Genomic DNA, 24,028 nt, shown 5'->3' on the forward strand with positions numbered 1-24,028 from the left:
GCGGGCTTTTTGCTTTAACGCTAAATGCATCGAGGCAGCGTTACTCTGTGGCTATCGGCGCGTCATTCTCATCAATTTTTACCTTGCCCTGAATATCCGCAATCTTCTGCGCCAGATCCGCCACCTGCGCTTTGCTGTGCAGCAAGGTATAGGTCAGATCAAACTGCGCACTGGCGCCAGGCTGCAACTGCTTAACGCGTTTTTGTTCGCGCTCGACAGTGACCGGGTAGGCATAGCTGGTGCCCGGCTCAATCCCCGTTACATACCCCTGTTTTAACGTATCGGTATTCTTCCACAGCGTCAGGACGGGCAACTGGCGGGTATCGAACTGAATCGCCACCCCTTTGTCGCCCGCGTTATTGACCAGCGCCGCCAGTGACTGATGATTCGGATCCGATAATGGCTTAATGTTAAAGACCATTTCATCGAACCCTTTGGTTGGACCGGCATAGGTTGCCCAGGTCTTCAGCCCGGCTTTGGCATAGTCGTTAAACGGGCTGATGCTGGCCATCGGCGCCAGGAAGCGGGCGCCATTTTCCAGAATCGGCGCGCCGAAATTGCTGTGATAAATAATCTGGTAATCATGGGGATAATCCGCCCGGTTGGTTAACACATCATGCAGGCTGAAACTGTTGCTGCCGGGCACATAGCGCAATTCGGTCAGGGTTTGCAGATCGGCTTTTTTGAATGTGCTCTCTTTGATCAGGCCGCGAACACGAATTTCATACGGCGCCGTATCCGCGACCTCAACCTCAACCCGCGAGGCCGGCGTATTGCCCGCTTTGCCGTGCAACGTGTAAATTTGCCCTCCTTCGGTCACTGGATGACCGGTCCACTCATAGCCACAACGCACCATCATCTCATTGAAACCTTCCAGCCAGCCGAGCCCATTGCGGCTTTCCAGGTTGATAAAGGCGGGGTTGACCACCTCTTTGACCGGGGAATCCCATCCCATTTTCGCGCCAAATCCTTCTGCCCGCAGGAGGTTCATGCCGCGGGTGGGACTCAGCGTGATGGTCAGGCCATCCTCGCTGCGGATAATCACGACTTTGCTGCCTTCTTGCTTACCGCCGTGCAACACCTTCTGCTCAATGCTGAACGTTTTATCCTTCACCTTCAGCGCTTCGCTCGAAATCTTCCAGTTTCCTTTCTCCACGCCATCTTCAGCGCTGGTCAGCACCCAACTCTGCGCCGCCGCCTGCCCTGAAATCAGGGCCGAAAACACCGCCATCACCCATGTCTTTTTCATTTCCCTTCCCCTTTAGCTGAATCGATTTTTTATAAACAAGGAAAATCTACTGTTAAGCAGGTTAAAGAAATGTGATGAGCTTCACCGGGTGAGTATTTGAAGAAATAGCGCGATAAAAATACGAATTTCATCCCAGTTTTAATGAAAGACGTTGAGTTTTTGCACGAAAAATGAGCCACCTATCAACATAATTTGTATCGTTTCAGCTAAAAGACAAGGAGACGGCTCCGGGCAAGCAAGACATCGTGAAGGGAGTGCGGGTGGCTTGTTTAACGCTATCCGGCCCAAACGAAAGCGCTCAGACAGCCTGCCCGTCTTGCGCCTCTTTGCTTTTACGGCCGCCTGCTTGTGTCAAAGGAGCCCTGGTGCACAAAGCCCGCTCCGGGGAATCTGAGCGGGCTTTGTGCCTTTCTGCCGTTAGCGCTTACAGCACAAACTCGTAGTGCGAACCGTCCGGCAGTTCAATGTCCAGGCGCAGTTTGCCACCGGCCGCCTCAACATAGCGTTTAAGCGAAGACAGTTTCAGATCGCGGCCCGGTTTTTCCATCACGGCAACGGTCGGCTGCCTGATCCCCAGCGCCTGCGCCATTTCAACCTGCGTTTTCTGTACTTTTTCACGCAGCTCGGCAAGGTGAATGTTCAGCATGATGTCCGCCGCCAGCGCCTGCGCTTTGGCCACGACCTCGGGCTTTTCATCCGCAATAAGCTGTTCCAACGTTCTGCCCATCGCGTCACTCCTTCTCGTTTAATGTGTTCAGCCAGTTCGTGAATTCCCGATCGGCAACCTGGATCATCCCATCGTAAAAACGCTTTCATTACCGGCTTTATTGCCCGCGCAAAGCACAATGCCAATACGGTACGGATCGAAAGCGAAGAATGCCCGCAACGGTTCGCCTCGGCACTGAATGCGCAACTCTTTCATATTGCTGTAACGTGAGCCTTTAACCGTATCGGCATAGGGTCTGGGCAGCCCCGGCCCCTTTTCCCGCAGGACCATCAATGCGGCAAGTACGCCGACCCGATCGGCATCGCTGAGTGATCTGAACCAATGATCAAATGCATCCGTTGTTTTAATTTCCCACACGGGACCGCCCTAAAATATAGATCAGCAACTATATAGATGTAAAGCTATAGCAGAGAGGCGCAGGGATAACATGCAAAGGCATACGTGGATACTGCAAGGCTGAACGTACATCCACGCATTTTGCAAACGCAGTGCGAGGCATTCAGCTTTTTACGTACGGTATCGAACAATCGTTCAGAGGCACGGGGCGCTTCCCCGCCGCCCCTTTATGAACCCTGTCACAAAAAGCGCATAACGTTTTCGACGTTCTACGCAGCGGGCGGTGAGCGGCAAACTTGTTAACGCGACGTTACATCGGGTTAGGCAACATTGTTAACGCCGATTGATGCGCCAAACGCATCGCGCCATGCGTTTATTGCGCTTATTTACTTTATTTTCCTGAGCGAGTCTTCAGCAACAGGCGCGGCGTCAGGCGCCAATAACAAACTGGAGATAAAGATGCATTCCTCTACCTCACCCATGACTCCCCGGGCCAGAGCCGGCGCGATATTGCGCGTCACCTCCGGCAATTTTTTAGAGCAGTTCGATTTTTTCCTGTTCGGCTTTTACGCCACCTACATCGCACACACCTTTTTTCCGGCCAGCAGCGAGTTCGCCTCACTGATGATGACCTTTGCGGTGTTCGGCGCGGGCTTTTTGATGCGCCCGATCGGCGCCATCGTGCTGGGCGCTTACATCGATAAAGTCGGCCGCCGCAAAGGGCTGATCGTGACCCTGTCGATCATGGCCGCGGGCACCTTCCTGATCGTGCTGATCCCCTCTTACCACAGCATCGGGCTTTGGGCGCCGCTGCTGGTGCTGTGCGGGCGCCTGTTGCAAGGCTTCTCGGCGGGCGCGGAGTTGGGCGGCGTATCCGTCTATCTGGCCGAAATCGCCACGCCGGGCCGTAAAGGCTTCTACACCAGTTGGCAGTCCGGCAGCCAGCAGGTGGCGATTATGGTGGCGGCGGCCATGGGCTTCGCGCTCAATGCGGCGCTGGAAGAAAGCGCCATTCGCGAATGGGGCTGGCGCATTCCTTTCCTGTTCGGCTGCCTGATCGTTCCCTTCATCTTCCTCCTGCGCCGCAAGCTGGAAGAAACGCAGGAATTTACCGCTCGCCGCCACCACCTGGCGATGCGCGACGTGTTTAAAACCCTGCTGAAAAACTGGCCGGTGGTGATCGCCGGCATGTTGATGGTCGCCATGACCACCACCGCGTTTTACCTGATCACCGTCTATGCGCCGACCTTCGGCAAAAAGGTGCTGCTGCTCAGCGCTTCCGACAGCTTGCTGGTCACCCTGCTGGTGGCGATCTCCAACTTCATCTGGCTGCCCATCGGCGGCGCGCTGTCGGACCGTTTCGGCCGCAAACCGGTGCTGGTCGCCATGACGTTGCTGACGTTGGCCACCGCTTACCCGGCGCTGAGCCTGCTCGCCGCCGCCCCCAGCTTCGGCATGATGCTGGCCGTGCTGCTGTGGCTGTCCTTCATTTACGGCCTCTATAACGGCGCCATGATCCCGGCCCTGACGGAGATCATGCCAACGGAAGTGCGGGTGGCCGGGTTCTCGCTGGCCTACAGCCTGGCGACTGCGGTGTTCGGCGGCTTTACGCCGGTGATCTCCACCGCCCTGATCGAATACACCGGCGATAAGGCTTCACCGGGCTATTGGATGAGCTTCGCCGCGCTGTGCGCCTTGCTGGCGACGCTGTATCTGTATCGCCGCATCGCCATGCCGCTGCAAACCGCACGCTAACCCGCAATCGCAACAGGGAATCATGTCATGCAGAAACTCACTCGTTCGATCCTCGCCGCGCTGGTGTGCGCCTCCTGCAGTACGGCTGCGCTGGCCAAAGACGTGACCGTGATGATCTCAGGCGGCTTCAAAGCCGCGCTGGAAAAACTGGCTCCGGAATATGAAGCTCAAAGCGGCGATAAAATCATTCTGGTGTCCGGCCCCTCGATGGGTAAAACGCCGCAGGCGATCCCCGCGCGGCTGGCGCGTGGAGAGCAAGCCGATGTGGTAATCATGGTGGGCGACGCGCTGGCCCAACTGGACAAAGGCGGCTGGATCCGGCCGGGTTCGCGCGTAGAGCTGGCCGACTCGCCGATCGGCATGGTGGTGAAACAGGGCGCGCCCAAACCGGCGATAAAAACGGATGCCGAGCTGCGCAATGTCTTGCTGCAAGCTGACTCTTTCGCCTATTCCGACAGCGCCAGCGGCCGCTATGTCAGCGGCCAACTGTTCAAAAAGCTCGGCATCGAGGAACAGGTGAAAGGGAAAGCGCATAAGGTTGAGCGCATTCCGGTGGCCTCTGAAGTGGCGCAGGGGAAATACGCGCTGGGCTTCCAGCAAGTCAGCGAATTGCTGCCCGTGGCGGGCGTCACCTTTATCGGCGAGCTGCCGGAAAACGTGCAGTACATCACCCGCTTCGCCGGCGCGGTGACCGCCAAGGCGGAGCACCGCCGCGAAGGCAAAGCGCTGCTGAACTTCCTCGCCTCCTCTCAGGCGCAGCCGACCATTCGCGCGACCGGCATGCGAACCGTGCCGGCGCAGCAGCCGGTCAGGCAGAGTGATACTGTTCAGTAATCAGCTTTTCCAGCTCGGCGGCGACGAAAGACTGCATGCGGCCGCGGCGCCGGATCAGACCGACGGTGCGTTTCACCACCGGATCAACCAGCGACACCGACGTCAACACCGAATGTTCTGAAGCGGGCATCGACATGGCGGGCACGGCGGCAATGCCGATGCCCGCCTCAACCATGCCCAGCATGGTTGTCACATGGCGAGTTTCACACACGCTGGAGCGTTCCGGCACGAGGTGTTCCAGGCGCTGATCGAGCAGATTGCGATTGCCGGAGGTTTTATCCAGCGAGACGTAATCCTGCTGATAAAATTCCCGCCAGGTGAGGCTCTTTTTACCGGCGAGCGGATGGTCACGTCGGCAGGCGGCCACGTAGACGTCCCCCACCAGCGGCACAAATTCAAGATTAGGCTGCAGCCGCCCGGCAAAGCAGATGCCGAAATCGGCCTGGCCGCCGGTGACCGCCTCAATCACATTGCCTGCGCTGCCGTCGATCAGCTTGACGCGCACGCGCGGATAGCGCAGCCGGAAACGCCGTATCACGTCGGGCATGAAATAGTAGGCCGCCGAGGGCACCGTGGCGACGGTAACCAGCCCCACCCGCTCTTGACTGACCTTATCGATATCGGCCATCACCGCTTCGACGTTCATCAGCAACTGCTCCGAACGTTCGGCAAAGGCCTGCCCGTACAGCGTCAAGGTCACGCGCCGGGTGGTGCGATCAAACAGTTTGATGCCCAGCGCGTTTTCCAGTTTCTCAATCCTGCGGCTCAATGCCGACTGCGACAAGCAGATAGACTCTGCGGCCAGCCGAAAATTGCCGTACTCCACCAGCGCGCGAAACGCATAGAGATCGTTGAGATCAAAATTTACGGGCATAACGGCCAACTCTCCTTGCTGAAATGGCATAAGACGCAAACCAACGATGATAACCGCTTATATCGCCACGCTCACCGGCTTTGGTGGTTGAACCACCAAGGCCCCTATCGCCCCAGCAGCACCATTCCCCAAATAATGATAGTCATCACCACGGCTACCAGCTGCGCTGCGCCGCCCAAATCTTTGGCGCGTTTGGATAACGGATGCAATTCCAGCGAAATGCGATCGACCACGGTTTCAATCGCCGTATTAAGCAGCTCAACCACCAATAGCAGAAAACTGCAGGTGATTAATAACAGCCTTTCTATATTTGTAATATCTAAACCAAATGTAACAACCAGTAAGATAGCATTAATAACCAATAATTGGCGGAACGCATCTTCGGTAAGCACGGCATCAATAAACCCGGCCCAGGAATTCCTAATGCTGTAGGTTAATCGGCTTATTCCTTTTTTCTTTTCCACAGGCATACAATCAGCTCTCGTCAAAACTGCGACAGTCACTCGCAAATAAATCACGCAGCGTGAATTTATCTTGAGTTTATTAATTAAAAACCTTAACCGTTCTCTTTCCGGAGACGATGCATTCGCTCACTCGCCGTCACCCTGCTCCTGAAACGGCACCGCCCGAAAATGCCCTGGCGCGGTTATTATTCTGGGAGCGTAAAAAGAGGACGCGATATCAGCCGCTTAAAGCGTTTTCTCGTACAAGCGGTAGCGCTTGTACGGCACCGCGCCGATGCGTTCTAAAATCGTCCGCATGCCGGTATTGGTTTCCAGGATCCACGACATTTCCAGCGCATCGATATTGCGCTTCGCGAAAGGCTCGCGCAGCGCCTCAATCAGCAGCAGCGCAATAATGGGCCCGATGCGGCTGAATTGATATTCCTGGCGTACGCCCATCAACGGCACGCGCGCGGTGCGCACGCCGCTGACTTTCAGGCGCCACAATAGCTTCGCCCAGCCGAACGGCAATAAGCGCCCCTGCAGATCGGCAATCGCTTCGTTAATGTTCGGCAGACCGACGATAAAGGCGCAGGGCGCGCCATCCACCTCGGCGATATGGATCATATCGTCGGGCACCAGGAACTTCAGCTGATCCCCCATGGTGGCGAACTCATGTTCGGTGAACGGGACAAACCCCCAGTTATGTTGCCATCCGGAGTTGAACACCTCGCGCAGCACCTGCATCTCCTCGCGAAAGCGCTTGCGATTGAGACGGCGGACGGTCACCTTTTTACGCACCTGATCCATCATCCGGGTTAATGACGGCGAAAAATGCAGGTCGGTTCTTTTCATCCAATAGGCCAGCAAATCAATCCCCTCGCTGTAGCCCTGCTGCGCTATCTGGGCCGCGTAGTAGGGTTTCGCGTGCGTCATCAGGGCGGAAGGCGGGGTATCGAACCCTTCGACCAACAGGCCGCTTTCCTGATTGATATTAAGGCTGAATGGCCCGGTGATTTTACGCGCGCCTTTCGACCTCAGCCACTCCTCCGCTACCGTGAATAAGGTGCTGAACACGGCGGGATCGTCAACGGCGTCAATCATGCCGAAGTGGCCGGTATCCTCGCCATGCAGCTCCCGGTGCAGAGAATCGATTTGCGCAGTGATACGCCCAACCACTTTGCCCTGTTTTTTGGCCACCCATGCCTGCCATTCAATATGGTCGGTTCCGGGATTTTTCTTTGACAGGTGCTCTTCGCGCTCTACATGCAGCGGCTCAATCCAGTTCGGATCATCGCGAAACAGTTGCGAGGGGAAAGCAATAAATTCTTTAAGTTCGCGTTTATCCAGAACTTTCTCAATACGGATCATAAATAGCCTTACGTTTTAATAAAATAATTAAATAAGCACGCGACAACGTCTTTAGCATTTTTTATACGGTTCCCTTTTATTGAATTGTGTATTGCCTCTGGCTCAATGATAAGAAAAACCGAATATTCCCCCCGGCGAATCAGCAACGTGTTGCCTGACATTCACCCTGTGATGTCCATAATTGATAAAAAAAGGAAACAGAAAGCGGCGCAGCCAGGCTACGCTAATAGTGCTCTTTTATTATTTCGTGCTGTTATGGTAAAAGAAACTCGCCGCTTTTAGTGTACCGACTTTAATCAGGAGGTGCGCCGCCATTTTTACCACTTAATGCTATTTTTAAGATTAGCCTTAAATGAATCGTTCACTTTTGAATTTCTTGCGGCATACTGTTTAGGAAGTGTTTAAGTTCCAAGATAGCCATGCATGAGGTCATAACCTATGAGCCGACAGTTATTTCCTGCCCGACAGATGCAGACTAAAGAACGGCGAAGTCCGGATATTACAATAGTCTCTCATATCTCGCCAGGGTGCCGCTCAAGGCTGATGACTCGGGCTACTTACGTTCTGCCCGGTTAATAACCGGCATGCCGCTCGAGCACGGCAATATACGCTGTTCGCGGAATGAAGATGGTTGAATAACAAACTTATTCAAAACCTATTCATAGTAAAACATCAATTACCTCGCCAAGAGTGCTCTCTCTTTTGGTGATTTTTAATCTATGGCTAAGTTTGTCTATGTCTGAAACAAGTTCCGTTCATTCTCTTCCCATGCGCTATGCGGACTTCCCCACGTTAGTGGACGCGTTGGATTACGCGGCGCTCGGTAATACGGGAATGAATTTTTACGACCGTCGCAATCAACTCGTGACCGTTCTCGACTATCGCACGCTGCAGCAAAAAGCGATCGCGGGCGCGCGGCGTTTATTGTCCCTGAAGCTCAAGAAAGGCGATCGCGTGGCGCTTATCGCCGAAACCAGCCCGGGCTTCGTCGAAGCCTTTTTCGCTTGCCAATATGCCGGCCTGGTGGCGGTGCCGTTGGCGATCCCGATGGGCGTTGGCCAGCGCGACTCCTACACCGCTAAACTGAAAGGGCTGATCGCCAGCTGCAACCCCGCGGCGATCGTCAGCAGCGAAGAGTGGACGCCGCTCATCGCGTCGGCCACGGAAAACTCGTCGGCGATGCACATCCTCAGCGACGCGGACTTTAACGCCTTGCCAGAGCCGGAGATCGCGTTGCCGGCGCCTTCGCCCGACGATATCGCCTATCTCCAATACACCTCGGGCAGCACCCGCTTTCCGCGCGGCGTGATCATTACCCAGCGGGCGGCCATGGCGAACCTGAACGCGATCAGTCGCGACGGGATCAAGTTGCGCGCCGGCGACCGCTGCGTTTCGTGGCTGCCCTTCTATCACGATATGGGCCTGGTCGGTTTCCTGCTTACGCCGGTGGCGACCCAGCTGTCCGTCGACTACCTGCGCACGCAAGATTTCGCCATGCGCCCGATGCAGTGGCTGAAACTGATCGCCAAGAATCGCGGCACGGTGTCCGTCGCCCCGCCGTTCGGCTACGATCTGTGTCTGCGCCGCAGCAACGCCAAAGAGCTGGCCGATCTGGATCTTTCCAGCTGGCGGGTTGCGGGCGTGGGCGCCGAGCCGATCCCGGCCGAGCTGCTCGCCCAGTTTGGCGAACACTTCAGCAGCATCAACTTCGACAGCAAAGCCTTCATGCCGTGCTACGGCCTGGCCGAGAACACCCTGGCGGTGAGTTTTTCCGACCCCAGCTCCGGCCCGCAAACCAACGCGGTTGACCGCGATATTTTGGAGTACGAGGGTAAAGCGGTCGCGCCGGGCAAGAAGACCCGCGCCGTCTCGACCTTCGTCAACTGCGGCCGTGCGCTGCCCGGCCATCGCATCGAGATCCGCAGCGAAACCGGGCAACCGCTGCCGGAGCGCCAGGTCGGCCATATCACGATATCCGGCCCCAGCCTGATGAACGGCTATTTCTGCGACGATGAATCCCAGCAGCAGATCCAGGTGACCGGCTGGATGGACACCGGCGATCTCGGCTATCTGCTGGACGGCTATCTGTACGTCACCGGCCGCAAGAAGGATTTGATCATCATTCGCGGCCGCAATATCTGGCCGCAGGATATTGAGTACGTCGCGGAATCCGAACCGGAAATCCGTTCCGGCGATGCGATTGCCTTCGTGACCGAAGAACACGACGAAGCGGCCAGGATCATTTTGCAGATCCAGTGCCGAGTCAGTTCGGAAGAGCGCCGTGAACAAATCGTGCATTCGCTGAGCGCGCGCATTCAAAGCGAGTTCGGCATCGCGGTGGACATCGAGCTGCTGCCGCCGCACAGCATTCCCCGCACGTCGTCGGGCAAACCCGCGCGCGCGGAGGCCAAGAAACGCTGGCTGAGCGCTTCGCTCTACCCGCAAATGCCGCAGCTGGCCGGTTTCGCGCAATGAGCGGCACCGTGGCAGTGACGGGCGCGACCGGCTTTATCGGCCGGCATATCGTCCAGGAACTGCTGGCGCAAGGGTTTAGCGTGCGCGCCCTGACGCGGCAAGCCGGAAAATCCGCCGTAGACAACCTGCAGTGGATCCCCGGCGCGCTGGAAGATCGGCTCTCGCTCACCGAACTGGTGCGCGGCGCGGAGTGCGTCGTGCATTGTGCGGGCCAGGTGCGCGGGCATGCGGAAGCGGTGTTCACCCGCTGCAACGTCACCGGCAGCCTGAATTTGATGCAGGCGGCCAAACAGAACGGCCGCTGCAATCGCTTCTTGTTCATGTCGTCGCTGGCGGCCCGCCATCCGGCGCTGTCCTGGTACGCCCATTCAAAACAGGCCGCCGAGCAGCAACTCATCGCCGCCACGGGCGATATCGCGCTGGGGATTTTCCGCCCGACGGCGGTTTACGGGCCCGGCGATAAAGAGCTGAAACCGCTGTTCAACGGCCTGCTGCGCGGCGTGCTGCCCCGGCTGGGCGCGCCTGACGCCAGGCTCTCTTTTCTGCACGTGAGCGATTTGGCAAAGGCGGTCAGTCAATGGGTGCAGACCGAACCCGCGCAGCCGAATATTTACGAACTGTGCGACGGCGTGGCCGAAGGCTATAACTGGCTGCGCCTGCGGGACATCGGCGCCGCCGTGCGTCACGGGCCGGTGCGTCTGGTGGGCATTCCGCTGCCGCTGCTGAAAGCCCTGGCGGATATCAGCGTGTTGTGGAACCGCCTGGTAAAACAAGAGCCGATGCTGACGCGCAGCAAAATACGCGAATTAACGCATCGCGACTGGTCCGCCAATAATCAGGCGCTGTCGCAACAGATTAATTGGTTTCCACAGGTGAGTTTGGAACGCGCGCTGCGTGAAGGGCTGTTTTAATTATTCCAAGTAGAGGTGTGTCAACGTTCTTATGCTAAATCGCGATGCTGTAATGGATTATATCCTGACGTGTTTGCAAGGTATCGTCGAAGGCGGAGTGGAAATCAAACCTGATAGCGATCTCGTCAATGATCTTGGCCTGGAATCCATCAGAGTCTTGGATCTGCTGATGATGCTGGAAGATGAATTAGATATCTCCATTCCTATCAATATATTGCTTGATGTCAGAACGCCTGAGCAACTGCTTGACGCGCTGCGCCCTTATCTGGAGAAAAACCATGGGACTGTATGATAAGTTTGCGCGGCTCGCCAATGACCGTGAACAATTTCAAACGTCCGGTCTGAATCCGTTCGGCACCTGTATCGACGAAGTGTATTCCGCCACCCAGGGGCGCATCGGCGATCAAAAGATTGTCCTCGCCGGCACCAATAATTACCTTGGCCTGACGTTCGATGCGCAGGCGATCGCCGCCGGCCAGGCGGCTCTGGCCGCGCTCGGCACCGGCACCACCGGCTCGCGCATGGCGAACGGCAGTTACGGATCGCACCTGACGTTGGAACGGGAGCTGGCGGAATTCTTCGATCGCCCAAGCGCCATTGTGTTCTCCACCGGCTATACCGCCAACCTGGGCGTTATCAGCACGCTGGCGGGGCCGGGCGCCGTGGTGCTGATCGACGCGGACAGCCACGCGAGCATTTACGACGCCTGCGCCCTCGGCGGCGCGGAAATTATTCGCTTCCGCCACAATGACGCCGCCGATCTGGAGCGCCGCATGGTGCGCCTGGGCGAACGCGCCCGCGAGGCGATCATTATCGTGGAAGGCATCTACAGCATGCTGGGCGACGTCGCCCCGCTGGTGGAAATCGTCGACATCAAGCGGCGATTGGGCGGGTATCTGCTGGTGGACGAAGCGCACTCCTTCGGCGTAATGGGCGAGCGCGGCCGCGGCCTGGCCGAAGCGCTGGGCGTCGAGCAAGATGTGGATATCATCCTGGGCACCTTCAGCAAAAGCCTGGCTTCGATCGGCGGTTTCGCCGTCGGCGGCAAGGGGATGGACGTGCTGCGCTACAGCAGCCGGCCGTATATTTTTACCGCTTCGCCGTCGCCGTCCAGCATCGCTTCGGTGCGTACGGCGCTGCAAAAAATCGCCCGCCATCCCGAGCTGCGGGAAAAACTGTGGAGCAATGCGCACCGTCTGTACCATGGCCTCGCCGAGCTGGGCTATACCCTGGGGCCGCGCATCAGCCCGGTGGTGCCGGTCATGATCGGTTCAAAGGAAGAAGGGTTGCGTTTCTGGCGCGAGCTGATCGCCCACGGCGTCTATGTTAACCTGGTGCTGCCACCGGCCGCGCCGGCGGGCGTGACCCTGCTGCGCTGCAGCGTCAATGCCGCGCACAGCGATGAAGAAATCGACGCCATCGTGCGCGCCTTTGCGGCGCTGAAAAAATAAAGCCTTTCCCTCTCGGCCGCGGCGGCGGTGCCGAAAATGGCCTCGCCGCCCAGCCGAACCGATGCGCGCCTCAGTGCGCAGCCGTTGATACCCCATCAGCCGAATAGCGATACCCCTGCGCCGCCATAAATTCCGCGATGGCTTTTTCCGCCGCCGAAAGCACCTCCTCGATCGGCCGATCGGCATCGAGATCCACGATGTCGGCGCCTTCGAACGTCAATAGCGGCGTGACGGCGATCTTCTTCTCCAGCGCCGCTTTGCGGTGATCGGGTTTGCGCGCGCAGGCCACGTCCAGACTGACATTCAGCTTGAGCACCAGATCCGGTTTTTGCCCCGCCATCCATTGAAACGCCGCCCGTTCACGCGCCGCCAGCCAACGGACGAAACGGCTGCCTTCAACGTCGACGGGAAAAACCGTGCCGTCGTAAGCGCCAGGGATCTGCGCCTGCGGAAAACGGTCGGTCAACACGATGAACCCTTGCCGGCGATACGCCAGCATGCGGCGAAAACGCAGCAGCCGCCGCCCCACGAAAGCGATGATCACCGCCGACGGCAACAGGCCAATCCGGGATTTTTTCGTTTTGACCTTTTTGGTATTGCTCTCGATAGCCTTGCCCACCGAGCGCCCGAGCAGCGGCAATTTCGCCGCCGCGCGCCCGACGTTGCCCGCCTGTTTGCCCAGATGCACCTGCACCGCCGGGCCATAATGTTTCACATACTCGATCAGATGTTCACAAACGGTGGACTTACCCGATCCGTCGCTGCCGATAACCGCAATCAGCGGCGGAAATTTTGCACTCATAATAAGACTCTCTTTCAATACACCAGAAACGGCGTGCCATATTTGAAGCGAACGTTCGCTTATCATTGCCGCGGCGGCTGCGTGAAAAAAATTTGCCATACGCAGCGCCAAAAAGCACAAAACATTAAGCGAAAATTGAAAACCTCTGCTCTTTTTTCGCCGTGAGCCATGCCGAAAATTAACATAAAAAGCGAAACCGGCCCACGCACGAACAATTAGCACAAAATAACAAGAACAAACGCCATGAATATCAATTCAAATAACGAAGAAGAATGCCGATCTCATTATTTTATCGCAGCAAATCACAATAAATATCTTGAACCCAAGGCGTATTGGAATACAATAGTTTTTTTCGCATTGGATCAATTATTGTGAGTCAGCAGATAAGACCTTCATCTGATCGCTCGCCCGTGCGCGTAATAGCGATAACCGGCTGTGACGGCTCGGGAAAATCCACATTAGCCGCCAGCCTGGTCAACGCGTTATCGGCACAAGAACCTGCCGAACTGCTGTATCTCGGCCAGTCTTCCGGACGCATCGGCGAATGGATCAGTTCGCTGCCGATTATTGGTGCGCCCTTCGGGCGTTATTTGCTGAAGAAATCGGAACGCGTGCATGAGCGCCCTTCCACACCGCCGGATAATGCCACGGCGCTGGTGATATTTTTACTCTCCTATTGGCGCGTTTATAAATTCCGTCGCATGCTGAAGAAAAGCCGCAGCGGCGCATTACTGATCACCGATCGTTATCCGCAGGCCGAAGTGGCGGGGTTTCGTTTCGATGGCCCGCAGTTGGCGAAAACCGCCGGCGGCAATCGCTGGATCCGCGGGTTGAGAAAGCGCGAACAAAACCTGTACCAATGGATGGCGTCTTATCAGCCCTTATTATTAATTCGGCTGGATATTGACGAACAAACGGCCTATTCACGCAAACCCGATCACTCGCTGGCGGCGTTGCGTGAAAAGATCGCCGTCATCCCGCACCTGACGTTTAACGGCGCTAACATATTGGATTTAGACGGCCGTGAACCCGCCGACCGTATTTTCGACGCATCGCTGCGCGCCGTTAAAATATCGCTGAGGGCCGCCAATGCCTAGCCGACAAATAACCTTTTCGTACCGAAACAGATGAAAAAAAATAAACTCACCGCCGAACAGGATACCTCTCCCGTCTGCATCACCGGGCTGATTGCCGTGGTGGGCAGCGACGGCACGGGCAAGTCCACGCTGACCGCCGACCTGGTGAAAAACCTGCAGCAACATCGCCCCACGGAGCGGCGCTATTTGGGGCTGATCTCCGGCGAAGACGGCGACAAAATCAAAAAGTTGCCGTTCATCGGCGTGTGGCTGGAACGGCGCCTGGCGGCGAAATCCGACAAAACCCAGCGCATGAGCAACAGGCCGCCGGCGCTGTGGGCGGCGCTGATCATGTACGGTTTTTCGCTCTGGCGCGCATCCAACCTGCGCAAGGTGCGGCGGCTGGCGCAGAGCGGCGTTCTGGTGATCAGCGATCGCTACCCGCAGGCGGAAATCTCAGGTTTTTACTACGATGGGCCCGGCATCGGCGTGGAGCGCGCAAAAGGGTGGCTATTGAGCCGCCTGGCGGCGCGCGAACGCCGTTTATATCAACGCATGGCCGTCTATCGGCCGGCGCTGATCATTCGCCTTGATATCGACGTCGATACGGCCTTTTCCCGCAAGCCCGATCACAGTTACGAAGAGCTGAAAGACAAGATCGCCGCCATGGTGCGCCTGCAATACAACGGCTCGCGCATCATCGAACTGGACGCCAGAGCCCCTTACGACGAGGTGCTGAGCAATGCGCTCAACGCCATTTCCGCCGTGGTGAACCCCGCGAAGCGCCCGCAGAGCGATCTCGGGCAACCCGGCGAGAACGCCGGTAAAGAAACTCAGGTTTATTAAACGAATACAGGGCAAGCGCATGACTGCGGAAAACAAAATGCAGCAAAACAACGATAACGGCTGGTTTGGGCTATGAAACGGTGGTTTTCCGACGGCGCGTTTCGTTCCATTTTACGTAATGCCGCCTACCTGGGCTCCGGCAGCGTCGCCAGCGCGCTGCTCGGCCTGCTGGCGCTCTCCTGCGCCGGTAAAGGCATGTCGCCTGAAATGTTCGGCGTGCTGGTGGTGATCCAGGCCTATACCAAAGCGGTCAGCGATTTCATCAAATTCCAGACCTGGCAGTTTGTGGTGCAATTCGGCACTCCGGCGCTGGAGCATCAAAATACCGGGCGCTTCCGCGACGTCGTCGCCTTCTCCTTCGGCCTGGATATCGCCAGCGGCGTCATCGCCGTGCTGGGCGGCATGATCATGCTGCCGTTCCTGTCTCACGCCCTGGGGCTGGACAGCGAAAGCTTCTGGCTCGCCATGCTGTACTGCACCCTGATCCCATCGATGACCTCGTCCACGCCGACCGGCGTGCTGCGCGCCTTCAACCGCTTCGATCTCATCGCCATCCAGCAGGCGATCAAGCCGTTCCTGCAGGCGGTGGGCAGCGTCATCTCCTATTATTTCGATCTGGGGTTCCCCGGCTTTATCGTCACCTGGTACGCCTCGAACCTGATCGGCGGCACGCTGTTTTGGTGGTTCACTGCGCGCGAACTGCGCCGCCGCGATATCCACGGCGCGCTGAGGCCGCGCCTGTTCAACGTCGCGCGCCGCATTGAGGGCGCCTGGAACTTCGTCTGGACCACCAACATCGCCCATACCATCTGGGCTGCGCGCAACTCCTGCACCACCGTGCTGGTGGGCGTGGTGCTCGGGCCGGCCGCCGCCGGGCTGTTCAAGATCGCCATGACCTTCTTCGATGCGACGGGCACCCCGGCCAAGCTGCTGGAGAAAAGCTTCTATCCCGAGATCATGCGCCTGGATCCGCGCACCAAGACCCCGTGGCTGCTCGGCCTGCGCTCCTCGCTGCTGGCCGGCGGCATCGGCCTGGCCGTCGCGGTGTTGATGTTGCTGGTGGGCAAGCCGCTTATTTCCGCGGTCTTCGGGCAGCAATACCTGGAAGCCTATGACCTGATTCAAATCATGCTGGGCGCGATCATCGTCTCGATGATGGGCTTCCCGCAGGAATCCTTACTGTTTATGGCGGGCAAGCAGCGCGCTTTCCTGATCGCGCAGGCGACGGCCTCGGCGGCCTACATTGCGCTGCTGGTGTCGATGGCGTATGCCTTCGGCGTGCAGGGCGCCGCCTTCGCTTATTTACTGGGGCAATGTTTAGACGTTCTGTTATCCCTGATACCGACGATCGGCGCCTACCGCAATCGCTTTATGTTGGGGCTGAATGTGCCCAAAGAGAGTAATCAATGACCGCTAGCAATAATTGGAAAAAGTTCTCCGCCGAAACCACCCAGGCGCTGTTTGTCGCGGTGGAAGAGGACGACCTGGTTGAGGCGAATATCAGCCTGCCGCAGCAGATCGATCTGGAATGCTCCCCCGAAAGCATTCGGGACAACTACGCGCTGTGCCTGCAGTTTTGGGAAGACGGCTTTTCCCGCCGCGAGCTGCTGCAATTGGTGAACGGTTTCCTGCAAGACCCGCAGTTGGCGGCGGCGACCCGCATGCGCTACAAATATATCCGCGCCCGCTATAAGCACCTGCGCTTCGCCCAGCAGCTGTACGGCGCCCCCCACCGCGCCAACCGCCTGTTCCACACCACCACCGTGGTGCTCGGCCATTTTCAGGACGCGTTTCGCAACGGCAACCAGAAGAACCTGACGCTGTACGGCAACCTGCTGCGGCTGCTGCTCAGCAAGCCGGTGTGGTCTTACGTGCGCTATGCGCTGCGCCACACCCGGCTGGAAAGCGCACAGGGCTTTATCACCTACCGCCAGGAGCAGATGCGCCAGCTGCAAACGCTGATCGCCGGCCCGGCGCTGACCGGGCATCAGTTCCACGACGTGCGCAAAATCGTCAGCCGCCAGGTCTCGTTTTACGACACGCTGAGATCGATCGATCCCGACAACCGCGAGGCCCGGCAGATCTCACGCTTCCTGGCGGCGATTAACGGCCTGATGGGTGACCGGCATGACGTGATGGTGGCGGACAAGCTGGCCGGCGGCGATATCTATGATCGGCCGGCGATCCTGGATATCGACATCCGCCAGCGCCTGGAGCTGCTGCTGGCGCGCTTTCCCCTGTCGTTTTCCCAGCCGGCCATCGCGGCGGGCAGATAAGCGCATTGCCCGTAGCCATGATGACGTTACCTCGCTTGCTGACCCTCGCCCTGCTGCTGACGCCGCTGGCGGCATCCGCGCATAACTTCGTGCATGGCCGGCCGGTGGCGCCGATCGCCATCGCCGACCGCGGCGAGCTGCTGCTGCGCAACGGCGATTTCAGTTACCGGCCGTGGAACAGCGCAAAACTGGCGGGCAAGGTGCGGGTGATCCAGTACATCGCCGGGCGCACCTCCGCCAAAAAGAAGAACTCGTTGCTGATCAACGCCGTTAAGGACGCGAACCTGCCGGGCGATCGCTTCCAGCCGACCACCATCGTCAACACCGACGATGCGATACCGGGCTCCGGCTTCTTCGTGCGCGGCAAGATCGAGAAAAACAAGCGGCATTATCCCTGGGCGCAATTCATCGTCGACAGCGACGGGCTGGGGCGCATGGCCTGGCGGCTGCCGGAGGAAAGCTCCACCATCGTAGTGCTGGACAAGGCCGGGCGCGTGCAGTGGGCGAAGGACGGCGCACTCACCCCGCAGGAAGTTGACCAGGTGATCGCCCTGCTGCGCGCGCTGATCGCGCAGGAGACGCCATGAAGCGCACGCTGCCGGGAACCGATAACGCATGTCTTTGATTGAACGCTATATCACGGTTGAGATCCGCCGCCTGGTGATGATGATCGCCGGGTTTCTGATCTTCATGTTCGCCAGCTACTCCGCCCAGCGCTACCTGACCGACGCCGCCAACGGCACGCTGGCGCTGCGGGTGGTGGCCGACGTGGTTTTCTATAAATCGCTGATCGCGCTGGAGATGATATTGCCCGTCGCGCTGTATGTCTCGGTGGCGGTCGCGCTGAGCCAGATGTACAGCGATGCGGAGATCACCGCCATGCTGGCCGCCGGCGCCAGCCCGCTGCGGCTGTACAAGGCGGTGCTGCTGCTCGCCGTGCCGCTGGCGATCGCGGTCACGCTGCTGTCGCTGTATGGCAGGCCCTGGGCGTACGCCAATATTTATCAGCTGCAGCAACAGTCGCAATCGGTGCTGGACGTGAGCCACCTGCAGGCCGACAAATTCAACGTCAGCGGCAACGGCCGCATGATCCTCGCCAATCACGTCGACAAAACGGCCAACCACCTGACGGACGCCCTGATTTATGTGCGCGGCGGCCATCACACCAACCTGTACCGCGCGCAGTCGGTGGAAGTGCTCGACGCCTCTCCCGCCAGCCCCGCCGTGCGGCTGAAAACCGGCACCGCCTATGTGCTGGATCGCCAGGGCGCCGACGACAACGGCCAGAATTACGACAACTTTGACATCGCGCTTAAACCGTTCGTGCCCAGCGCCGAGAGCCGGCACAAGTCGGCCTCGCCGGCGGAACTGGCGCGCTCCGCCGATCCGGGCGACGCCGCCGAACTGCAATGGCGCGAGAGCCGTGGGCTGACCACCGTGCTGATGGTGCTGCTGGCGATCCCCTTTAGCCGCATCAAGCCGCGGCAGGGGCGCTACGCCGCGCTGCTGCCCCTGACGGTGCTGTTTACCGTGATTTTCTATGGCGGCAACATTTGCCGCACGCTGGTGGCCAACGGCTCTCTGCCGACGATCCCCGGCGTTTGGCTGGTGCCGCTGGCGATGGCTGTCGGCATCGCCCTGCTGCTGGCGCGCGACTTATCCCTGCTGCGGAAACCCTCCCGATGACTATTTTTAGCCGTTACCTGATCCGCAACGTGTTCATCGGCTTCGCCGCCGCGGCCGGGCTGCTCATCCCGCTGTTCACCACCTTTACGCTGATCAACGAGCTGGAGGACGTCACTCCGGGCGGCTACCGCTGGCAGCAGGCGCTGCTGGTGACCGTGATGACGCTGCCGCGCAGCCTGGTCGATCTGGGGCCGTTTATCGCGCTGCTCGGCGGCATCGTCGGGCTGGGGCAGCTGTCTAAAAGCCTGGAGCTGACGGCGATCCGTTCCGCCGGGATGTCGATATTCCGCATCGCGCTGGTGATGCTCGCCGCCGGGCTGCTGATGAACCTCTCGCTCGGCGCTCTCGATGAATGGGTCGCCTCGCCGCTGCAACAACGCGCGCTGCAGATGAAAAACAACGCGCTGGCGCAGTCGAACAGTAACGACGTCACCGTGAACCCGCTGTGGGCGCGGCGCGGCAACGAGTTTGTGACGGTAAAAACCGTCGATGAGAACGACCAGCCCCACGGCATTGAGATCTTCCGTTATCAGGCCAACCGCGCGCTGGAGTCTTACATTTACGCCGACAGCGCCAGCACCGCCGCCGACGGCAGCTGGCTGCTGCACAACGTGATGCAGAAAAGCTGGCAAGGCAGAAAGGAGACGATTCAGCGGCAAGACAGCCTGCCGTGGCGCTCGCTGTTCGCGGTGCCGAGCCTGAAAGAGCTGACCCTGCCGGCCGGCAGTTTCTCGCTCCAACAGTTGGATCGCTATATCGATTACCTGCGGGGCTCGGGGCAACCCAGCACCGAATACCGCCTGGCGCTGTGGAAAAAACTCGGCCAGCCCCTGCTGGTGCTGGCGATGATTTTGCTGGCCATCCCGTTTACCTTCACCGCCCCGCGCGCGCCCGGCATGGGCAGCCGATTAGCGCTCGGCGTCATCATCGGGCTGCTGACCTACATCGCTTACCAGATCGTCCTCAATCTGGGGTTGCTGTTCGCCCTCAACGCGCCCTTCACCGCCCTCGCCCCGCCGCTTTTACTCCTGGCATTGTCGCTGGCGCTGGTTTATCGGTTTGATCGGCGGGGTTAGGCATTTTCCGAGGTTGATAAGGGATAAGAAGAGAATCGCAATTTCCATTCCAGAGAAAACATTACGCGCTCACCTGCTCAGCGATTTTTAAGGATGTTAGTTAATGGCAAAGATAGCTGTTTGTATACTGACTTTTAACTCCTCTCGTTTATTACACGAGGTGCTTTCTCCACTCATGGGCATTGCGGATGAGTGGATTGTGGTGGACTCCGGCAGTACGGATAAAACGCTGTCTATTTGCCAAAGCTTTGGAATAAGCCCTATTTACCATCGTTTCGAAACGCATGGACGACAAATGAACTTTGCGATTTCTCAATCTCACCATGATTGGGTACTGTGCCTGGACAGCGACGAAATCCTTGATGCCGAAACCATAGCGTCCATTTTAACATTCAAATCGCAGGCAAACCCGCCACCACAGCAAGCCTATAGAATAAAAAGGAATTGGTTTGTACTCGGGCAGCCAGTCAGAACGATTTATCCCATCTCCTCACCGGACTACCCCGTTCGACTGTTCAATAGAACACAGGTCAGGTTCAATGATGCTCCGGTAGATGATGCCGCTGAAGGCTATATTCACACGTCGGTCATTCCGGGCAATGTTAAGCACGATACTTTTTATTCTCTCCATGAAATACTCAATAAGCTCAATAGCTATACGACAAGGGTAGTCAAATACAGAGACATCAGGCCCTCGATATTTCGTGGCGTCGTAAGCGCGATCGGCGCGTTTTTCAAATGGTACGTACTGAGCGGCGCATGGAAGGAAGGCAAAGTCGGCGCCGTTACTGGGTTTTATGCCGTGGCCTACAGTTTCCTAAAGTATTTTAAATCCTGGTATGGCAAAGATTGATAGCGTTAAGGGCAGAAATAGGGGCTGAATGACAACCGCCATCCAGCCCCTGCTCGCTCCGCGGGCTTAACGCAGTTCCTTCGCTATCGCGCTAAACATCAGCGACGCCTCCAGCGGTTGCGCGCTGAAAGAAGGCTCCGCCTGCGGCCAGGTGGACCACTGGACGATCACCAGATTCTCCGCCTGATTGACCATAATCATCTGGCCGAAGATCCCCAGCGCCCACAGGGAATGCTTGAGGGAGGCCTGCGGAACAGGCTCAACGTTGGTCGCATTCACCGGCACTTCGTTGTTCCACCATTGGAATCCGTAAATGCCGTTGGGATGCGCCGCCGACACCGAGCCCACCGCCTGAGTCCAATTGGACGACTGGGCTACCCAATCTTCCGGCAAGATCTGTTTGCCGTTCGGCAACGTCCCATTATGCAGAATGAACTCGCCGAAGCGCCCCCAGTCTTCCAGCGTGGCGTTAAAGCCGTGCGCGCCCACGTCGTGCTGGCCTTTGGCGTAGGCATGCCACACGCCGTCGCTCGCCATGCCGTACGGCTGCCAGATGCTTTGCTGCAGATAGGCCGCCAGCGGCATGCCGGTGGCGCGCTCCAGCACGTTGCCCAGCAGCCACGCGCCGCCGGAGGAGTAAGACCAGTTCTGCCCGGCAGGGTGCGCACGCTGCAAGCCGGCCACCAGCTTGCGCACGCAGGCGTAGGTGCCGGGCCTGGCTTCACACTCGGTCAGCTGCGCGAAGTCCGATTTCGGGTTGGTGTAATCCTCATTCCACGCCACGCCGGAGGTGTGGGTGATCAGCTGCCTGAGGGTCACGCCGTCCCACGCGGTGCCTTTCAGATCGGGTTCGTATTGCGTGATGAGATCGTCGAGCGAGCGGATTTTGCCCTGTTTAATCGCCACGCCCACCAGCGTGGCGACCACGGATTTGCCCACCGAGCGCGACGTCCACAGCGTGGCGTCGGTATTGCCCTCCCCCAGATATTTCCAGGCGATTTTGCCGTCTTTCAGCACCAGCATGCCGCTGACGTTCTGGCGCTGCAGATAGTCCTGCAGGTGGTAGGTTTTGCCATTCACCCGATAACTGGCGTCCGTTAGCTGTTTAGCGGCAGTAAGCAGCGGCGCAGCGTTACCGTGATGAAACACATCCCCGGCATAATTGCGGTAGTCGTTACGAAAACCGACCACCCGGTCACTCTGGCTCCAGGTGAGCATCTTGTGCGTGTCCGGCAATTGCGCATCGAAAGGCGCCGGACAGGCGCTGAGTTCGGTGCCCGCACAGACGGCCAGCGCGGCGGGCGCCAACAGGCCGCTACAGAGACTGATGACAACGCCCGCCAGCAGGCTGCGGTTAAACACTTTGCTTTTCATATTTTTTCTCGCTTAGCTCAGGAAGGCGTTCAGCTTAAAAAAACGCGGCCTATAATAAAAAACGCCTGATGGGGGAAAATCCCCCGAAAAATCGACGGGAGAACCGCGTGCCGAGCCTGATTTATTCCTTTGCCCAACTGGAAGCCTTCACCGCCGTCGCCGAGCACGGCAGCCTGGCGAAAGCCGCGCTCAAGCAGGGCAAAGACCGCACGACGCTGCGCGATTTGATTGATTTTCTCGAGGATGGCTTGGGCTATGCGCTGTTTCTGCGCGAGGGGCGCAGCCTGCACCTGACGCCGGAAGGCGAACAGCTGCAGCGCCAGGCGCACCTGCTGATGCGCCAGGTGAAAGCGTTTGAGGCGTTTGCCAAAGACGTGCCGAAGAGCGCGGCGCAGGAAATCTCGCTGGTCTACGATCCCTTTACACCCCGCGCGCTGTTGCAAGCGCTGATTGCCGCCATGGCCCAACGCAACACGCGGCTGAGCCTGATTAACGCCTCACGCGACGAAACGGAAAGGCTGCTGGCAAACGGCCAGGCCGATCTGGGGATCTGTCAGGCGCGCCACCGCAGCGTGGGCGACGCCATGGAGTGGCGCGCCTTAGGGGCGATAGAGATGGATTTTTACGCCGCCGAAACGCTTTTCCCCAACGCGGAACAGCCGCTTTCGCTGCTGGAACTTTCGCTAACACCGCAGGTGATCATGCACCCGGATTCTGACGAGCCGGTGGCGCGCCGCCTGCAAATTTCAGGGCATACCATATTTACCAACGAGCTGGAAATGCTGCGCGCCCTGCTTGAACAAGGCTGCGGCTGGGGATTCTTGCCGACGCATATGCATGCCGAACAGTGGAAAAGCGTCAACACGCTGCGCACCGAAGTGGGCAGCCAGGGTATCAGCCAAACCATGGTGACCATCTGGAAACCGGGTAATGACCGACGGGCGCTGATTGATGAGACGCTGGGGTTGTTGCCGGGGTTGTGGCGGGGGATTGGGGGTGAAGATGGGACTAGTTTTGCTAGAAAACGGTGTTAGGTAGCTGGGTCTTTTAGGATTAGGGAAAGATAGTGGGTAGTTTGACAGTGTTATCTTAGGTAGGTATTTATAGAACACTTAACTAATTCCAGTACAAGTTTATTGCTTTGATTCAAGGAGATATGGTGCCTAGCAATATCAGGGGGAAAATATAAAAATATTATAACACCATTTTTACGTCAGTGATTCACGAGCCCCTGTTCATTATTGAGCGTAAAGTTACCATAAAAGCAATATGGAACGTTTAAGTCACTGAGGAAATCAGGTTAATGGACCACAGGGCGCAGTTAGTTCTCTTTATCTATAATGCTAATACCCCTGCTCTAACCAATAAGCAAACCTGTAAATAAATCAGGCGATAAAATTAAGTTTTCAGATAAGAGAACTTGATGGGCAATCGATAAAAAATACAAACATTTATGTAATTTAAAGGTCCTCCTTAGAGACTCATTTCACGCCCCTTTACTCAATATACACTGACAGCAATCTAAGTATTCTATGCTACGGTTCCTTAAGTCAATTTTTAAAAAATTTACGAAGCCATCCCTAGCCCTGCTAGTTTTTAAAATAAAAACTACT

22 protein-coding genes and 1 pseudogene are annotated in these 24,028 nt (G+C 57.7%); 15 read left to right on the forward strand and 8 right to left on the reverse strand.

Going from position 1 to position 24,028, the window contains the following annotated elements:
* Positions 1–40 precede the first annotated feature (40 nt).
* The 3 genes and pseudogenes from ACP39K_RS04790 to ACP39K_RS04800 form a co-directional block, all read right to left on the reverse strand.
* Positions 41–1,249 carry an aldose 1-epimerase family protein gene (locus tag ACP39K_RS04790; protein WP_197829796.1) on the reverse strand — a complete coding sequence of 403 codons (1,209 nt, stop codon included), beginning with the start codon at positions 1,247–1,249 and terminating at the stop codon, positions 41–43.
* 424 nt (positions 1,250–1,673) lie between these two features.
* Positions 1,674–1,976 (reverse strand): transcriptional regulator ProR, encoded by a 303-nt coding sequence (proR, locus tag ACP39K_RS04795; protein WP_016927038.1) that lies wholly within the window; start codon positions 1,974–1,976, stop codon positions 1,674–1,676.
* A 4-nt stretch (positions 1,977–1,980) separates the two neighbouring features.
* Positions 1,981–2,333 (reverse strand): annotated as a pseudogene (locus ACP39K_RS04800) (type II toxin-antitoxin system RelE/ParE family toxin).
* Positions 2,334–2,771: 438 nt separating this feature from the next.
* Here ACP39K_RS04800 and ACP39K_RS04805 point away from each other — a divergent pair.
* Together ACP39K_RS04805 and ACP39K_RS04810 are read left to right on the forward strand one after the other, a co-directional pair.
* Complete coding sequence (locus ACP39K_RS04805; RefSeq protein ID WP_028127724.1) at positions 2,772–4,067, forward strand: MFS transporter; 1,296 nt, start codon at positions 2,772–2,774, stop codon at positions 4,065–4,067.
* Positions 4,068–4,094: 27 nt separating this feature from the next.
* The gene (locus tag ACP39K_RS04810; RefSeq protein WP_497008324.1) at positions 4,095–4,901 is read left to right on the forward strand and encodes a substrate-binding domain-containing protein; all 807 of its coding nucleotides are present in this window, start codon (positions 4,095–4,097) and stop codon (positions 4,899–4,901) included.
* On the opposite strand, the gene psrA is transcribed toward ACP39K_RS04810, so the two are convergent.
* The 3 genes from psrA to ACP39K_RS04825 form a co-directional block, all read right to left on the reverse strand.
* Positions 4,876–5,775, reverse strand: coding sequence for an L-proline-binding transcription factor PsrA (psrA, locus tag ACP39K_RS04815; protein ID WP_016927033.1), 900 nt, complete (start codon positions 5,773–5,775; stop codon positions 4,876–4,878). The genes ACP39K_RS04810 and psrA overlap by 26 nt on opposite strands.
* A 104-nt stretch (positions 5,776–5,879) precedes the next feature.
* Positions 5,880–6,245 (reverse strand): diacylglycerol kinase, encoded by a 366-nt coding sequence (locus tag ACP39K_RS04820; RefSeq protein WP_004935528.1) that lies wholly within the window; start codon positions 6,243–6,245, stop codon positions 5,880–5,882.
* A gap of 219 nt (positions 6,246–6,464) precedes the next feature.
* A complete protein-coding gene (locus ACP39K_RS04825) occupies positions 6,465–7,589 on the reverse strand; it encodes a hypothetical protein (protein WP_016927031.1) in 1,125 nt (374 codons plus the stop codon).
* A gap of 735 nt (positions 7,590–8,324) precedes the next feature.
* On the opposite strand from ACP39K_RS04825, the gene ACP39K_RS04830 reads away from it, so the two are divergent.
* The 4 genes from ACP39K_RS04830 to spt are packed head-to-tail and all read left to right on the forward strand — an operon-like array spanning position 8,325 to position 12,426.
* Positions 8,325–10,064, forward strand: a complete 1,740-nt coding sequence (locus ACP39K_RS04830; protein WP_033639872.1) for a fatty acyl-AMP ligase — start codon at positions 8,325–8,327, stop codon at positions 10,062–10,064.
* Positions 10,061–10,975: an NAD-dependent epimerase/dehydratase family protein gene (locus ACP39K_RS04835; protein ID WP_497008325.1), complete on the forward strand. Its 915-nt coding sequence runs from the start codon at positions 10,061–10,063 to the stop codon at positions 10,973–10,975. The genes ACP39K_RS04830 and ACP39K_RS04835 overlap by 4 nt, the downstream gene beginning before the upstream one ends.
* A gap of 31 nt (positions 10,976–11,006) precedes the next feature.
* Positions 11,007–11,267: an acyl carrier protein gene (locus ACP39K_RS04840; RefSeq protein WP_015378483.1), complete on the forward strand. Its 261-nt coding sequence runs from the start codon at positions 11,007–11,009 to the stop codon at positions 11,265–11,267.
* Positions 11,254–12,426, forward strand: coding sequence for a serine palmitoyltransferase (gene spt / locus ACP39K_RS04845; RefSeq protein WP_033639871.1), 1,173 nt, complete (start codon positions 11,254–11,256; stop codon positions 12,424–12,426). The genes ACP39K_RS04840 and spt overlap by 14 nt, the downstream gene beginning before the upstream one ends.
* A 70-nt stretch (positions 12,427–12,496) precedes the next feature.
* On the opposite strand, the gene ACP39K_RS04850 is transcribed toward spt, so the two are convergent.
* Complete coding sequence (locus ACP39K_RS04850) at positions 12,497–13,228, reverse strand: nucleoside/nucleotide kinase family protein (protein ID WP_015378484.1); 732 nt, start codon at positions 13,226–13,228, stop codon at positions 12,497–12,499.
* Between the two features lie 371 nt (positions 13,229–13,599).
* On the opposite strand from ACP39K_RS04850, the gene ACP39K_RS04855 reads away from it, so the two are divergent.
* The 8 genes from ACP39K_RS04855 (at position 13,600) to ACP39K_RS04890 (ending at position 21,041) form a co-directional block, all read left to right on the forward strand.
* Positions 13,600–14,325 (forward strand): nucleoside/nucleotide kinase family protein, encoded by a 726-nt coding sequence (locus ACP39K_RS04855; protein ID WP_033639870.1) that lies wholly within the window; start codon positions 13,600–13,602, stop codon positions 14,323–14,325.
* 30 nt (positions 14,326–14,355) lie between these two features.
* A complete protein-coding gene (locus tag ACP39K_RS04860) occupies positions 14,356–15,150 on the forward strand; it encodes a nucleoside/nucleotide kinase family protein (protein ID WP_048794863.1) in 795 nt (264 codons plus the stop codon).
* A gap of 72 nt (positions 15,151–15,222) precedes the next feature.
* On the forward strand, positions 15,223–16,560 hold the full coding sequence (locus ACP39K_RS04865; protein ID WP_004935553.1) for a lipopolysaccharide biosynthesis protein: 1,338 nt from the start codon (positions 15,223–15,225) through the stop codon (positions 16,558–16,560).
* Complete coding sequence (locus ACP39K_RS04870; RefSeq protein ID WP_016927024.1) at positions 16,557–17,426, forward strand: hypothetical protein; 870 nt, start codon at positions 16,557–16,559, stop codon at positions 17,424–17,426. The genes ACP39K_RS04865 and ACP39K_RS04870 overlap by 4 nt, the downstream gene beginning before the upstream one ends.
* A gap of 20 nt (positions 17,427–17,446) precedes the next feature.
* The gene (locus tag ACP39K_RS04875) at positions 17,447–18,013 is read left to right on the forward strand and encodes a YtfJ family protein (RefSeq protein ID WP_497008382.1); all 567 of its coding nucleotides are present in this window, start codon (positions 17,447–17,449) and stop codon (positions 18,011–18,013) included.
* A gap of 28 nt (positions 18,014–18,041) precedes the next feature.
* Positions 18,042–19,112, forward strand: coding sequence for an LPS export ABC transporter permease LptF (lptF, locus tag ACP39K_RS04880; RefSeq protein WP_016927022.1), 1,071 nt, complete (start codon positions 18,042–18,044; stop codon positions 19,110–19,112).
* Positions 19,109–20,188: an LPS export ABC transporter permease LptG gene (lptG, locus tag ACP39K_RS04885; RefSeq protein ID WP_497008326.1), complete on the forward strand. Its 1,080-nt coding sequence runs from the start codon at positions 19,109–19,111 to the stop codon at positions 20,186–20,188. The genes lptF and lptG overlap by 4 nt, the downstream gene beginning before the upstream one ends.
* Before the next feature lie 103 nt (positions 20,189–20,291).
* Entirely contained in the window at positions 20,292–21,041 is a 750-nt protein-coding gene (locus ACP39K_RS04890; protein WP_043143064.1) for a glycosyltransferase family 2 protein, read from the forward strand.
* A 66-nt stretch (positions 21,042–21,107) separates the two neighbouring features.
* Here ACP39K_RS04890 and ACP39K_RS04895 read toward each other — a convergent pair whose 3' ends face one another.
* Positions 21,108–22,415 carry a serine hydrolase domain-containing protein gene (locus ACP39K_RS04895; protein ID WP_497008327.1) on the reverse strand — a complete coding sequence of 436 codons (1,308 nt, stop codon included), beginning with the start codon at positions 22,413–22,415 and terminating at the stop codon, positions 21,108–21,110.
* Positions 22,416–22,522: 107 nt separating this feature from the next.
* On the opposite strand from ACP39K_RS04895, the gene ACP39K_RS04900 reads away from it, so the two are divergent.
* Entirely contained in the window at positions 22,523–23,449 is a 927-nt protein-coding gene (locus tag ACP39K_RS04900) for a LysR family transcriptional regulator (protein WP_497008328.1), read from the forward strand.
* Positions 23,450–24,028 lie beyond the last annotated feature (579 nt).

This window comes from Serratia sp. EC4 (assembly GCF_059652115.1).